This is a genomic window from Lysinibacillus sp. EB106-09-02-XG168, assembly GCF_058791475.1.
Window position 1 is genome coordinate 639759 of sequence record NZ_JBYTDN010000003.1, and the last position, 15946, is coordinate 655704.

9 protein-coding genes are annotated in these 15946 nt (G+C 36.3%); 7 read left to right on the forward strand and 2 right to left on the reverse strand.

What is annotated here, in order from left to right; genetic code table 11:
• The first annotated feature begins 259 nt into the window (after positions 1 to 259).
• Complete coding sequence (locus AC3WSO_RS04070) at positions 260 to 1747, forward strand: S-layer homology domain-containing protein (RefSeq protein WP_492534240.1); 1488 nt, start codon at positions 260 to 262, stop codon at positions 1745 to 1747.
• A gap of 138 nt (positions 1748 to 1885) precedes the next feature.
• Here AC3WSO_RS04070 and AC3WSO_RS04075 read toward each other — a convergent pair whose 3' ends face one another.
• Both AC3WSO_RS04075 and AC3WSO_RS04080 read right to left on the reverse strand, forming a co-directional pair.
• Positions 1886 to 3142: an efflux RND transporter periplasmic adaptor subunit gene (locus AC3WSO_RS04075; RefSeq protein WP_492528925.1), complete on the reverse strand. Its 1257-nt coding sequence runs from the start codon at positions 3140 to 3142 to the stop codon at positions 1886 to 1888.
• Positions 3142 to 3819 (reverse strand): hypothetical protein, encoded by a 678-nt coding sequence (locus AC3WSO_RS04080; RefSeq protein ID WP_492528926.1) that lies wholly within the window; start codon positions 3817 to 3819, stop codon positions 3142 to 3144. Before AC3WSO_RS04080 ends, AC3WSO_RS04075 begins: the two co-directional genes overlap by 1 nt.
• Before the next feature lie 538 nt (positions 3820 to 4357).
• Here AC3WSO_RS04080 and AC3WSO_RS04085 point away from each other — a divergent pair.
• From AC3WSO_RS04085 to AC3WSO_RS04110, 6 genes are all read left to right on the forward strand, one after another.
• Positions 4358 to 7840, forward strand: coding sequence for a hypothetical protein (locus AC3WSO_RS04085; protein WP_492528928.1), 3483 nt, complete (start codon positions 4358 to 4360; stop codon positions 7838 to 7840).
• A gap of 59 nt (positions 7841 to 7899) precedes the next feature.
• Positions 7900 to 8559 carry an S-layer homology domain-containing protein gene (locus AC3WSO_RS04090; protein ID WP_492528930.1) on the forward strand — a complete coding sequence of 220 codons (660 nt, stop codon included), beginning with the start codon at positions 7900 to 7902 and terminating at the stop codon, positions 8557 to 8559.
• A 404-nt stretch (positions 8560 to 8963) separates the two neighbouring features.
• The gene (locus AC3WSO_RS04095; protein WP_492528932.1) at positions 8964 to 10046 is read left to right on the forward strand and encodes a CAP and S-layer homology domain-containing protein; all 1083 of its coding nucleotides are present in this window, start codon (positions 8964 to 8966) and stop codon (positions 10044 to 10046) included.
• Positions 10047 to 10552: 506 nt separating this feature from the next.
• A complete protein-coding gene (locus AC3WSO_RS04100) occupies positions 10553 to 11485 on the forward strand; it encodes a C40 family peptidase (RefSeq protein WP_492528934.1) in 933 nt (310 codons plus the stop codon).
• Between the two features lie 237 nt (positions 11486 to 11722).
• Positions 11723 to 13624, forward strand: a complete 1902-nt coding sequence (locus AC3WSO_RS04105; protein WP_492528936.1) for an N-acetylmuramoyl-L-alanine amidase — start codon at positions 11723 to 11725, stop codon at positions 13622 to 13624.
• A gap of 211 nt (positions 13625 to 13835) precedes the next feature.
• Positions 13836 to 15827, forward strand: a complete 1992-nt coding sequence (locus tag AC3WSO_RS04110; protein WP_492528938.1) for an N-acetylmuramoyl-L-alanine amidase — start codon at positions 13836 to 13838, stop codon at positions 15825 to 15827.
• The last annotated feature ends 119 nt before the right edge of the window (positions 15828 to 15946 follow it).

Consider the following 15946-nt stretch of genomic DNA (forward strand, 5'->3'; position numbering starts at 1 on the left):
AGTGGAGGTTCGAGTCATCGAACTCTCCACTGTTTTTTTGTTTATGATAAAAATTAGGGCGTTGGATAGAAGAGCCGGCACTCGCCGAAATAACAGAGAGCCCCAATTAGCAGCTGAAATGTTTAAGGAAACTTCACATTGTGCCACCCAAACAGTTTAAATGAGATTTTTTTAGTAGTATATTTATGAAATATTTGGATTTACTTCCACGTATTATCATAGTAGGATAGACAAAACATGTTAAGGGGTTGAGCTAGTGATGAATAAGCATACTTTATTTCAAGGCGCATTAGTCGCTGCTTTAGCAACAAGCGCTATTGTAGTAGTACCGACAGCGCAGGCAACAGATACATTTTCAGATGTTGATTACACGAAGGAATATGGTGTGGCGATAAAGGATTTAGCAGCACGAGGGGTTATTAAAGGTTATGTAGATGGTACGTTTAAGCCATTCGCTGATGTGACGCGTGGACAGGCATCGAAGATTTTAGCAGGTCTTCTAGGGCTGGATACCAAAAATGTAATGGACCCGCAATTTACAGATGTAAAACCGGGCGATGAATATTATGGGGCAATCGCAGCTTTGGAGAATGGAGGAATTACTTCAGGCCTTGCAGATGGTAGTTTCGGTGTCAATCAAGCTATTACACGTGAACAATTAGCGCGAATGTTAACAGCGGCGTATCATTTAGAAACTGAGGGGGTTGATGATTCATTACCATTTAAGGATATTGTAAAATATTCGGATGCTTATTACGCAGTCGCTCCATTGTTTGTAAATAAAATAACGAATGGGATTACACCAACTACTTTTGGTGTAAAAGAGACGGTTAAACGTTCGCAGCTTGCGTTATTCATTCACCGTATTGAAACTATGCAGGCTAAACAAGTTACCCAAACATTTACTGCAAGTGAGCTTCATTCAAATAATATTGATGCTTATTATACTAAAGACAATGAGCAAGATTTCTTCCGCATTCTTCGAATAAATAACGAAGTGAAGATTGAGGCTTTGCGAGAGGGATCCGGTACTTTCATACTTATTGGCTACAATATAGATAACGAACAAAATTATGAAATGGTTGAACTACAAAAATATAAAATCGATGTAACAGAAGTAGAAGGAAAACTAAAGATTAACTGTCACCCAACAGATGAAGTTACACCAGGCTCAGCGCTGTTTTCAGAGGAAGATTTAGGCTTTGATCCGAAAAATATTCAGCTAACTACGGCTACTGGTCATGCTATTAGTGATAAAGTTTTCAGCTATAGACCATATAATTTTGATGGCTGGGAGGAAGAAACAATTCCTAAAGGCAGTAGCTATGTGCTGATGTTATCGCAAGCAGGTGACTATATTGCGTCTCTATCTGATAATAAAGGACATTCGGTACGTGTAGGTATCCGTGCAGAATCTGATGGCTATGAATTGTACACAACATCAGCGGTTGAAAAAAACAATGTGTTCATTCCAAAAAGTGAAATTGGCTTCAAGGTGAAAGATTTCAAAATTGAGCAATACACAGGTGCAATGCACGATCATAAAATAGTTGATGTTGAGCTTTCAGCAGATGGTGTAACTGTAAAAAGAGTCGGAAAAGGTGACTCTATTTTTTCTGTCCGTTTGAATGGAGAAAATGGTGAGAAACTATATGTGCACGGTACGATCTATGAGGTAAGTGGTATAGCAGCAATGAACTATGAACTAGTGACACAAGAACAAATGGAAAACTCATCATTAAAGTAAGAAAATAGATGGTGATCGCCGGAAACGCCGGTAGAAATCGAATAATCGCTGATAAAACCAAGTAAATCGGTAATAAACCTCATCGAATCGCCAACAACAGAAAACCTCCCCGAATTTTTCTGGGGAGGTTTTGTATGTCTAAAAGACAATATATTTCACATAGTCTTTCCAACCAATTTCTTTGAAATTTTGCCACTCGATTTTTTTTAGTGGTATTGAACGGAAGGAGCGAGCTAAGATATTGCGTTGTTCATTGGCGATAATAGGTATTCCAGCATCCAGATGGCCTGTGAAGATAGTCGAACCTGCTGTTTTAAAGGCAACATCGATATTCTCAAGGCGTATTTTACCTTTTTCATCAATCGTATAAACGCTATGTTTATCTTTCTTTCCAGACCTTACCCATGCGGAATTCACCTTATACGCATTGGATGCCTCATTTACAGTGATAGAAGCCTTACCAATAGTTGAAAATGGAATGTTTTCTAGCACGTCATCTTGATGCAATATCACCTCGTAGCTTGTAGGCATTGGTAGCTTCGAGGACTTAGCTAGTTCATTTGCCCAAAGTGACTCATTATTCGTTGGTATCTTTTGTTTTTGAACGACGATACCTGATAGATCATTGTCGTAATGTTGCAATTTAAAACTAACCGTCTGTCCATCTTCAACCTTTTGCCATTCATCCTCAGACAAGTAGGCAAGCATTGACTTCTCAGATGAATAAATTTCAAATGTCACCACACCGGCTTCTTCAGTGATTTTTGAGATGACACCATCTACTGGACAAATAACACCTTGACGCGCTTTAACTTGTCCTATTTGTGCATCCATCAATGCTATTTGACGATTGGCCTCTGCGATGTGACGATTCAGTATTGCCACTGCAGTTGATGGAGAAGTTTGTTGACCTAATTCAAATTGAACTGAAACATTTAGCTTTTCACTAATTTGGTCGGTATTAATTGAACTTTTCGGGTCATTGGCATCACCGTATTCAGATTCTATCTCCGCTAGAGCGGATTCTAAATCACTTAATTCGGTTTCGTAAGCAGTGCGTTCTGCTTCAAGTTTTGTCAATTCACCGTCAATTTCCTCTGTTTTATAGGTAGCAAGTAAATCATTGGCATGTACTTCCTGTCCTCGTGTAACACTTATTGCTGCGAGATTTTTCGCATCTGCTGAAATCGTATAGGATTGTGTAGGTGCCACAATTGCATCCTTTTCAACTGTCTCTACACGATCACCCGTAGTAGCTCTTTGAAATTCATCGATAAAGTAGGATCTTGCTACTTTACTATCTCCCTTAAATACAAAATAAGCATTTACACCAATCAATAACGCTATCACAATAATACTTAAAGTTGTCCAAGGTCTAGATTTGATAAAGCGCATCATCCTAACCCCCTTGTAATCCATTCTTGTAGTGGTAACACACTAATCATTCCGATAAAAATAGCCATTACCACATAGAGTCCAATAATTTTTGCTAATAGTGCTTTACGATCTGACAGTTCCCCCCATTTTGAAAGGAATGTGTATTGCACAATAATTGTTAATACAGTTGCTACAGTTAGTTGATTGATTGCAAATAGTACAAAATCCGTATCAATTACTTGCTGTGCTATAGGTGCAAGTGAAAAGAAGGAGAAGTTTGTCGTGTACCCAACTGCATAAAACACAGCGAATAAAATTGTTTTTTCAATAAGTAAAAATACCATTACATAAAGTTGTACCTTCTGAATCCATTTGTATGGAATGTCTGTTAATAGATGTAACAAGTATGTAACGCCATAATAATGGAAGCAATAATAGATGATTCCCCAAGCAATAACCCCAACCATTGATAGTAAACGGGCTGTATAGTATTCATCTGGGTGATTCGATGCAAATAATGTTGTTAAGCCTTCAGTACCCATGCCCCAAAACTCACGAACAATAAATAGGAGCATAAAGAGCACGAAAACTGCAAAAGATCGTTTTTTATAACCTATTAATTCTCCTTGTTCAACAGCTTGGGTAAAGTTAGTTGGATGCATTAAGCTGTGCCAAAATTTATATTGATAAAACATATATAGCTCCCTTTCTCGTAAATTAAACATTAAAGTTGTAGTATACACCTAATTACTGGTAAATAACATAGTAGAAATGCTAAGTTTTTCATTGATTTCCCTCGATAAAGCGGAAATTTAATCATTGTTTTAGACGATTGTTTAAAGCGTTTATTCACCAATCTGTGTGATTTTTCGACAAAATACTTCCTGGAAAATAGAAGGCGCAAGAACATGGTAGTAGTGTTTATCTTTAAATAGTATATTGCTTTATGCAAACCATTCCAGGGACGAGTTTCCCTTAGCAATTTTACTCATTAATGGTCATATTTTGCCAAAATTTCTGCCAGATCAATGCACATAATTCAATTATATAGTATCCTAACAATAACTTCCTATAAAAAGAATATAAATTTTAATAAATTATCATTCTATTGAAGAGGATGAGCTACTTTAATAGATTATCTTGAAATAGGATAAAATGCACCGATACAAAAGGTAGCAAATTAGAAAGAAAAGATACATATCTATATACCTATAAAAAGAAAGGGTGGGCATTTTGAAGAAACCAATACAGGTTGGCGTAATAACAAGTCTACTACTAACTCCGGCAGCGATTGCCAATGCTCAAGAAGGACAATCTCAAACAATCTCTCAGGTCAATCAAGTAGCTAATGTGAATGTAGCTGCAACAGACACTAGATCTCAAACCATTGCACAATTCGGTAAATTATCTGTTACTTCAACGAATGATGAAATGGTAGTAGCAAAGGGAGATGTAGCGGTTTTAAGTACTACAGACTTCAAACCAGATGAGATCAATTTTATTAAAGCGAAATACGAATATGTTGTAGCTCAACGAGATCTTTTGGCCAAATTAAAGACTATCGGAGCAGAAATAAGTAAGTCGTCTTATACAAGTAAAACATTTTTTGATGATGTGACAAAATTACATCAAAATTACACTGTTTTTTTAGGTTCTGAAACAGAAGCTGGCTCTTATTTAAAAGTTCAAAAGACTTTCGAGAATGCTGTAAATACAGCCCTTGCATCAGTTGAGGCAAAGGACATTGTTTCCACAATTCGAGGTACATCGACTCAATATGGCTATGGAGAGTCAGAACGTATTGATTATTTCAAAAAGAGCGGTGCAGATATTGAGAAGCTTTTGAAAATGAACAAGGATGCAATCGCTGTAGAAAATACAATCAAAAAGTTAGATTCTTTTATTGCTGTTCTAGATAAACAGTCATCCACTTCTACTGAAATTGCTGCTGCTGCTACCGAAGTAACGACTGAATTGAACACGCTAACAGCTGATCAAAAGAAAATTGTCATATCACACAATCCGAATAATGCAGCTGTCACAGCATATAAAAAATATACAGATGTGTTAGGAAATTTATCATCTGCGGATCAAGTGATTACTAATATTACACAGCTAACGCAAAAGAAACCTGAAGACTTTGCATCTGCTGCAAGCTTTATTAGTGCTGTAACAGCAATTGAAACTGCCTACAATAGACTAGATGAAGGCTCCAAGCGTTTAGTTGCAACAAAATATGAAGAGTTTAAGCCATATCAGACTGCGGCTATTATTTCTAAGCAAATTACAGCATTAAAGCCGTCAAGTAATGCTGTTTATCGAACTTCTGTAAAGGCAGCAAGAGATACCTTTACAAACTTCGATAAAAAAGATTTTGTAAAAAATATCGCTGACTTAGATTTAGCAGAAGCAAATATAGCAGCAGCAGAAGAAATTGAGAAACTCATTGAGGGAATTGCTAATAGTACAGATAAAATTACTCAAATAGAGAAAGCGCGCGCTGCTTACAATACACCTGTAGCACCTGACGGGAAGAAAATAGATGTAGCCACTGTCAAAAAAATCGTCAACAATTTGTCAGTGTTAACAAGCTCGGAATCTTCACAAAAAGCTGTTTTGAATGTAATTACGCTTGTGGAAAAGCTAGACCCGGCTGCGAAGGATTATACTAAAAAAGCGAAGGCAGCGAATACGGCTTACCTAAAGCTAGATCCTACAAAACGTGAGTACGTGAAAACTTATAAAGAGTTGAAGGATCAAGTAGAGGCGATGGATATTGTGTCACGAATCATGGCCTTAAACCCATCGCAAAAAACATATACGGAGACAGTCACACAGTTATTTGCTGATTATGGGAAGCTATCACCTAACGGACAAAAACTAGTAACGAATTATCCTAATCTAGAAACCGCAAATGGCTATATTACAACGGCTAAAAATTTCGATGATCGTGTTATCGCTTTAGCTAATGAGCCTGCTGCTACGTTTGTAGCGAAAGTGGCAGCGATGTCTGCTGAGTATAAAACGATGGATAAAAATGCAAAAAAATTAGTAACGCAATCCAAGACATTAACAACTTATGAGAAAAATAATGCCAATGTTGTGAAGGTTATTAATGCAATTGCAGCTTTAAATCCTGCAAATAAGGATTACACAAAAAAAGTTTTGGCAGCACGTAAGGCATACAATGCATTAGACCCTGCCTCACAAAAGCGCGTAACAAACTACGATCAGCTAACTGCAGTCGAGGATGTTGCTACATTAATAGGCTTGATTGAATCATTGAAACCGACAAGTAAAACATTTTTAAATGATTTAAATACAGCACGCAAAAATTATGATGCGCTACCATTAGAAAAGCAAAAAGCTGTCATAAACTATGAAAAGCTTGTCACTGCTGAGACTGAGCTGAAGTCTGCACATACGGTTATTGCATTAATAGATGCGGCCGTGCCTAATGATCCGGATTATTTAACGAAGCTTATGAATGCTCGCGTTGCCTACGATAAACTAACTTCAGGGCAGAAAAAGCTTGTCTCTAATGTGAAGGTGTTAACAGAGCGTGAGAAACAAGTAAAAGCAATTTTAAATACGATGGTACAAATCGACAGTTTAGAACCGGGCTCAAGTAAATTTGTTAGTCAAGTAAACGCAGCGCGAAAAGCGTACGATAAGATGACAAAGGACCAAAAGCAATATGTCAAAAATATAGATATTTTACAAAGCTATGAGCCACTTGCTAAAGTGATTGAATTAATTGGCAAGCTAAAGCCGTCAAGTAAAACGTTTAATACGGATACTGTACAAGCTCGAGCATTATACAATGCTCTAAGTAAGGACATGCAGCAATATGTGACAAACTACAATTTATTACAAGCTGCTGAGACAAGCATCTTAGGTGCAGGCAATGTACAGCGCATGATAGACGAACTTCCGAATGTCCCGGCAAATCAATATGTTAAACGTATTGAAGAGATACGTGCGGCATATAATGCGTTACCAAAAGATCAACAATATGCAGTTGCAAACTATAAAGCATTGCAAGAGCAAGAAAAAATTATTAAGCCTGTCATTAGCGTTGTCAATGAGATTGACAAACTTATGACATCGAAAAATATGGACAGCCAATATCAAAAGATTTTAAAAGCATATGACAATCTTACTGCCACTCAGCGTAAATATGTTTATAACGAGCAGTTACTTCTATCATTAGATAGTGTAATTAAAGTTTATAAGAGTATTGCAGCTTTAAAGCCAAGCGATAAATTGTATTTTGGTATGATTGAATCTGTGCGAAAAGATTACGATAGCTTGAGTACAACAGATAAGCAAAGAGTATCTAATTACGATATTTTGCTTGAAGCTGAAAAAAGTATGAGTGGAGTAAAGAAAGTTGTAGAGATTATAGCTGGTCTTAATCCGTCTTCTAGCACATATATTCAAGATGTAGCGAATGCTTCTGCAGCATATAAAGCATTAGACTCTAAAGTAAAAGGTCAGGTCATTAACTACGATACTTTAAAGAAAGCCGAAAAAGATGTAGCTGCTGTGTTAAAAGTAGTTAATGCGATTGGCGAGCTGGACCCAGACGCTAAAACGTTTGAAAAGAAAGTACTATCTGCACAAAAACTATACGACGCACTTACTCTTGAACAGCAGGATTTAGTATATAATTACCGTATTTTACAGGATCATATGAAAACATTAGGTTTATAATGAGGAAAGAGGGCACGTCCCTCTTTTCTTTGTTTGTAATAAGGAAAGGAAGCGTTAATTTGTCGACTAAGAAGGTACATACTGCATGGGCTTTTGCAACGGCTGCAGTAGTAGTTCCTTGTGTAGCGGTCATGCCTATAGAAGCAGCTACAATGCCATTTATAGATATAAAAAATAGTGGAAGCGAAGCAGAACTGTACAAGGCAGTTAGCGAATTATATGGCCAGGGAATTGTATTTGGGACAACATCAACTACGTTTAGTCCATATCAAAATTTAACGCGAGGGGAAGCGGCATACTTTTTGGCTGAAGCTCTAAAATTGGAGACAAAAAATGTAGTAAATCCTGGCTTCAGTGATGTTCCAGCTTCTCATAAATATTACGGTCATATTGCCGCACTAGCGGAAAAGGGCATTATCCAAAAAGGTACAACTTTTAATCCAGATAACTTTATTAAGCGAAGTCAGATGGCAAAGATGTTGACAATTGGATTTGATTTACAGCAGGCAACAACATTATCTGCACCTTTTTTAGATTTTACGAAAGAAAATGAAACTAATATGTATATTCAAACGTTATTAAATTATGGAATTACACAAGGTACTAGCGCGACAACATTTTCACCCTATACAGATGTTCGACGTGGTCAAATGGTTTTATTCTTATACCGTACCTTACAAAAAACTAAAGACGATTTCTATATTATTAGCGTTGAGTAAAGTGAAAACTCACTCTTGGGTTATTTTCAATCTTGGAGTGTTTTTTTAAAAACTATAGAGTTAAAATTTGGTAATAATGGGTTTGTCCTTTTGGCGGAAGTCATGAGTAGAGTTGGGCTTATTAGCCGTCTCCGATAAGTGCTCAGTCAGAATAGGGCATTAATTCCAAGTCGATACGATGTGCCGTGTTGATCTGTCATTTAAAAAGGGAATGGATGAATGAAAGCCAGATTCAAAGAGAAAAAATGATATCGATTCATCATGCCTTTTATGTTTGACATTCATCAGCTGAAGCTAGGGATTCGTATTAAATTTTATAATGGAGCATTTCATCAGCAAAACATGAGGTGGCAAGTTTGTTCCTTTAAAGTACTATATATAATTAAATGAAGGAGGAGGTATCTTTGTTAAAAAAAGTATCGAGTGTTGTTGGCATGTCTCTTATTTTGATTACTGCATCATACGCTGTGCCTCTGCCAAACACATCTGAAACAGTATTAGCAGCCAATATTGCAAAGGATGTTTCACAATCACATTGGGCTAGAAATTCAATTGAACATATGTTAGAAAAGCGCTATATGACAAATTATGAGGATGGCTTTTTCAGACCAGAACAACCGATTACTAGAGCAGAGGCTGCTGCTACAATTGCTCGTTCAATGCAGCTAAAACTTGATACTGATTACTCTCCAAGTTTTACAGACGTATCAGCTAATCATCCATACTATAATGAAATTTGTGCTTTAGTGGAATTAGGGATTTTACAAAATGGTGATAGCTTCAACCCTGATGCACCTTTAAAGCGTGCGCAAATAGCCAAAATGTTAACGCTCGCTTATCACATTGAAGTCGATTCCGAAAACAATAGTAAGTTTAAGGATATAAATGAAGGACATTGGGCGAAAGACTATATTGAATCACTTGCAGACATTGGTGTTATTAAAGGGATCAACGCACAGCAATTTGCACCAAATCAATTAGTAAAACGTGGACAATTTGCTTCTATGGTTGAAAGAAGTCTCGACTTTACCGCGAAGGTAACAAATCTCGAGGTAGTCTATGACTATTTATCAAAGTCTTATATTCCTACAAAAAATTATTCATTAACCATGTCTAATGATGTAATACGTTTAGTCAACGTTGAACGACAAAAAAGAAAGCTACGACCCCTTAATTATGATGCAGCCTTAACACAAGTTGCCGTCATTAAGGCACAGGATATGGTGAATCGACATTATTTTGAGCACGAATCACCTTACTACGGGATGCCCTGGGACATGGCAACATTATTTGATTATCCATATACGAGCTTAGGGGAGAATATAGGAAGAAACATTCCAACACCCGAAGCGGCCGTTAAAGCGTGGATGGCTTCTCCAACACATCGTGAAAACATTTTGCGAGAAAATTACACAAATACCGGTGTAGCGATTGCAGTTGATAGTAAAGGATTTTACTATTGGGTGCAGTTATTTTCCAGTCAATAACTAATATTAATAGGCGGAAACTGACAGTAGCTGCCAACTTTAGATTTGAAAACATCAATTAAGTTATGTAATAATGCTCGCTAAATAAGACACAACAGGATGTCAAAAATTTTTAATCAATGCGAAATTTAGGTAAATCCCCTGCGAAGCATGGGAAAATACCCGCGAAAGGTGATCAAATAATACGCGGATGCCTACCATCTTTTAACGGACTTTTAACTGAAAATTGTATCGGAAATGCTCATATACAACAACTAAGAATTGAAACTCCACTAAATCTCGTAGTCTATTATGACAAAGCGTAGCGAATATTACAGGAATGTTACAAATATCCCTAACATCCATTATTTAATACCCAAATTTTAACGCTGATAAACCAAGAAACGTTGGTATATCAGTGTTTTTTTGTGCTCTTGAAACCGTTACACAATTGAAAAGTTAAAATAGCATCTTTTATGATAGTCTATGTATAGGCAAAAAAGTTCTGAAAGGGGTATACCGAATATATGAAAAAGAAATGGTTATTACCAATTTTTGCATCTTTCGTGTTATTAACAACAACTCAAATAGATAAAGCTGAAGCAGCTACAGAATCTGATGTTACTGATACAGCGTCAAAATATTTAGGTGTTCCATATCTTTATGGAGGTACAACTACTAAAGGGCTCGATTGCTCAGGATATACATCTAAAGTCTTTGCAGATTTAGGTGTTGAATTAAGCCGTACATCAGGCTCACAATATCAAGAAGGTACTGCAGTAGCAAAGACTGATCTTCAAGTTGGAGATTTACTATTCTTCAATACTAGTGGTAAAGGTGTCTCACATGTTGCTATTTACATGGGTGACGGAAAAATGATTCACTCACAAACAGGTAAAGGTGTTAGTTACTCAAATGTAAATGATCCGTATTATTGGGGCTCTCGTTACATCGGCGCTAAGCGTGTAGCAACATTTGATAGTGAACAAGCAGAGGCTGTTAAAGAAGAAGTAAAGGATGCTGCGATTGACTTTACAGTTTATGCTTCTCGTGCTGAAGTTGCAGAGCAAATTGCTAAAGCACTTAACTTGGATACATCCGATAAAAATACAAACTTTACAGACGTAAAACCAACATATGAACATGCTGGTGCAATTGCTGCTGTATCGAAGTTAGGTATCTTTGCTGGTGATGGTAGTGGCAAATTTAATCCATCTTCACCGATAACACGTGCTCAAATCTCGAAAGTTTTAGTACATGCCTTCGGATTAAAGCAACAAGGCAATGTTGTGACATTTTCTGATGCTCCTGCAAATCATTGGGCAAATGAATTTGTTTCAATTTTAGCTTCAAATGGTATTACTGAAGGTAAAGGAAATGGTAACTTCGGTTACGACGAAATGTTAAAAATTTCTCAACTTCAAACATTTATTGAACGCGCACAAAAATTACAATACTAATTAAATTCCGTATTACTTTGACAAGGGCTACGTTTAAAGTAATGCATTGCAAGGAAGTTCTTTTAAATAATGTATAAATTGAGGAGAGTTTGCACTTGCAGGCTCTCTTCTTTTTATGAACTACCAAAAATAGGGGTGATGCCTAAAAAGCAGGAGAATAGTTACATTCGTATGATAGTTTTGTCTGTGTAATTTTGCTAAAATGAACACGAGAACAGGAAGGGAGGAAATAAGACAGTGTACCTCAAAAAAATCAGTCTTATATTATGTGTCTTATTCATTTCAGCTTCTATGTTTACAATACATAGTGCCCAAGCAAGTGGTGGGTTTGTAGATGTTTCTAAAGATCATGAAGCTTATGAAGAGATCAATTATTTAGTTAGTTTAGGTGTTATTAAAGGATATACGGAAAACGGGAAAACGTATTATAAACCTTATAACAATGTAACGCGTGGACAAGTTGCCAAAATGGTTGTTATTGCTTCAGGTAACAAGCCACTAGTTGTCAATAAATCAAGCTTCTCAGATGTCACAGTCGGCACTGAGCTTTCAGGCTATGTAGAACGCGCTATACAGCTTGGCCTTTTTAAAACAAATACAAAGGGACAATTCTTACCGAATAAGCCTTTAACTCGTGATGAAATGAGTTATGTATTAACAAAAGCGTTTAAGCTTGATACAAGTGAATATGAAAATATCGATTCTCCTTTTGTGGACGTAGGTATTACAAATCCGTATGTTACATACGTAAATACAGTTTACTATAATGGAATTGCACAGGGATCGGGAAAAAATTATAACCCGAATAATCAAATGACACGTGCGCAGTTTGCGTTATTTGTAGCACGTGCGAAAAGTGAGAAGTATCGTTTAGAACTACCAGTTAAAGGTGTAGGTGTACCTGATACATCACAAGTCATTGGATTAGTTTCTGTAACAACTGACGGATTAAATATTCGTAAATCTAAAGATTCTGCATCTACTGCTAATATTGTAGGTACTGTTAATAAAGGTGGTAAACTATCAGTCTATGCGGTTGAAGGAGACTGGTTAAAGGTTACTTATAAAGGTGCATTTGCTTATATTTATAAAACATATGCACAGTTTTTAGATGCTGATGGTAACGCACTAGGGAATGTCCAAAAGCAAGTTACTGCAACACAAAATTTAAATCTTTACGTAAAACCAAGCTCTTCCTCAAAAGTTATTACAACCATTAATAGCAAAACAAAATTACCAGTTTATAAGACAGTAAGTGGCTACCATCTAACTGTAGTAAACGGTATACCGGGCTATATCGTGGCGAATAGTACTGAGGACGTTGAAGTAGAAAAACCTTCTACTCCAGATCCAACTCCAACTCCACCAACAGTTTCTGGTGATCTAATAGGTCGAGCGACGGTTGATAATTTAAATATCCGTAAAGAAGCTAATTCTACTTCTACGGTAGTAGGTAAGCTGAAAAAGGGCGAAAATGTTCAAGTAAACAGCATTAATGGTTATTGGGCACAAGTTACTTATCAAGGTCAAAAAGGGTATGTCCACAAATCATACTTAAAACTACTAAATCAAAGTGGTAATCCGCTAAAAGATCGAATTATCATTCTTGATCCAGGTCATGGTGGTAAGGACCCTGGAACTGTTCTAGGCTCTAATTCTGAAAAAGCTATTACATTAAAGGTCGGCACAATCGTGAAGCAAAAGCTAGAGGCCGCAGGTGCGAAGGTATATATGACTCGTACAGGTGATACGTATCCTTCATTACAAGACCGCGTTGACTTTACTAATGCTAATTACGGTGAAATCTTTGTAAGTATCCATGTTAACTCTGCAGCAAATACTTCTGCACAAGGTACAGAAACATATTATGCAATTTCAACAGGTGATATGTATCAAGAGGACATTGATCTTGCAACATTCGTAAATAATCAAATCGTAAATAACTTAAAAATGAAAAATCGTGGTGTTAAAGAACAACAATACTACGTTATTCGTAACATGGTTATTCCGTCCATCTTAGTTGAGCTAGGCTTCCTAACAAATAGTGAAGACCGCGGTAAAATGACGAATGATCAATATGTTGAGTTATTTGCTGATTCTGTCTACAAAGGGATTTCACAATACTACGCAAAAAAATAATGAAAATGAGCTACATTGTTTATTATGAACGATGTAGCTCTTTTTTTTTGAAAAAAAGTTTATCGGACCAATTGATTTAGCACTTTATATTTTAAATAGAGAGAAATCCTATTATTTAGAATTATAGTATTAATATTGGGTTGCAACAATAGTTTTACCTGTGAAATTTTGTTAATATTAATGTTAGAAGAAGAAGGGAGGAAATAAGACATTGTATCTCAAGAAAATTAGTCTTATGCTATGCGTCTTATTCTGTTTAGCTTCAATATTTACAATACATAGTGCACAAGCAAAAGGCGGTTTTGTAGATGTTACTAACAAGGATGATGCATATGAAGAAATCAATTATTTAGTGAATTTAGGTGTTATTAAAGGATATACAGAAAAGGGAAAAACGTATTTTAAGCCTAATAATACAATCACACGTGGACAAGTTGCTAAAATGGTTATTGTTGCATCAGGCAACAAGCCGCTAACTGTTAAAAAATCAAGCTTCTCAGATGTAACAGCCGGCACAGAGCTTTCAGGCTATGTAGAACGCGCTATACAGCTTGATCTCTTTAAAACAAATACAAAGGGACAATTTTTACCAAATAAAGCTTTAACTCGTGATGAAATGAGTTATGTATTAACAAAAGCGTTTAAGCTCGATACAAGTGAGCATGTAAATATTGATTCTCCTTTTGTAGACGTAGGTATAACTCATCCGTACGTTTCAACTGTGAATACGATTTACTATAGTGGTATTACAAAGGGAAGCAATCAAAAATATAATCCAACAGAGCAAGTGACACGTAAACAATTTGCATTATTTGTAGCACGTGCCAAAGATGAAAAATATCGCTTAGATATACCTGTTAAAGGTGTAGTTGTACCTGATTCATCACAGGTCATTGGCTTAGTTTCTGCAACAACTGACGGATTAAATATTCGTAAATCAAAAGATTCTTCATCTACTGTTAATATTGTAGGAACTGTCAACAAAGGTGGTAAACTATCAGTCTATGCAGTTGAAGGAGATTGGTTAAAAGTTTCATATAAAGATGACTTTGCTTATATTTATAAAACGTATGCACAGTTTTTAGATGCTGATGGTAACACATTAGGGAAAGTTCAAAAGCAAGTTACGACAACACAAAATATAAATCTTTACGTAAAACCAACTTCTTCATCAAAGGTTATTTCGACTGTGGATAGTAAAGTGAAATTACCTGTTTATAAAACGGTAAGTGGCTACTATTTAACTGTAGCGAATGGTGTCCCAGGCTATATCGTGGCTAATAGTACAGAGGACGTTGTTGTAGAAAAACCTTCTACTCCAGATCCAACTCCGACTCCAAAACCAGATCCAAAACCAGATCCAAAACCAGATCCAAAACCAGATCCAAAACCAGATCCAAAACCAGATCCAAAACCAGATCCAACTCCACCAACAGTTTCTGGGGATCTATTAGGTCGAGTAACAGTTGATAATTTAAATATCCGTCAAGAAGCTGACTCTACTTCTGCGGTAGTAAGTAAGCTGAAAAAAGGCGAATATGTTCAAGTGAACAGTATTAACGGTTATTGGGCACAAGTGACTTATCAAGGTCAAAAAGGGTATATCCATAAATCTTATATAAAGCTACTAAATCAAAATGGTAATCCGTTGAAAGATCGAATTATCATTCTTGATCCAGGTCACGGCGGTAAGGATCCTGGAACTGTTGTAGGGTCTAATTCCGAAAAAGCTATTACATTAAAGGTCAGCACACTTGTGAAGCAAAAGCTAGAGGCTGCAGGTGCGAAGGTATCTATCACTCGTACAGGGGATACGTATCCGTCATTACAAGACCGCGTTGACTTTACTAAAGCTAATTACGGTGAAATTTTCGTAAGCATTCATGTAAACTCAGCAGCAAATACTGCAGCACTAGGTACCGAAACATATTATGCAATTTCAACAGGTGATATGTTTAAGGAAGATATTGATTTAGCGACTTTTGTAAACAATCAAATCGTTAATAACTTAAATATGAAAAATCGTGGTGTTAAACAAGAACAATATTATGTTATTCGTAACACGATTATTCCAGCCATCTTAGTCGAGCTAGGTTTCCTAACAAATAGCGAAGACCGCGCTAAAATGACAGATGATCAATATGTTGAGTTATTCGCTGAATCTATCTACAAAGGAATTTTAGAATATTACTCAAAACAATAATAATGAAGAGCTACATCATTCAATAGTAGGCGATGTAGCTCTTTTTGTTTGATTTAACACTTTGCGCTTTAAATAGTATGATTATTGCAGAATTGAATTCTATTATTTTAAATTTTGGT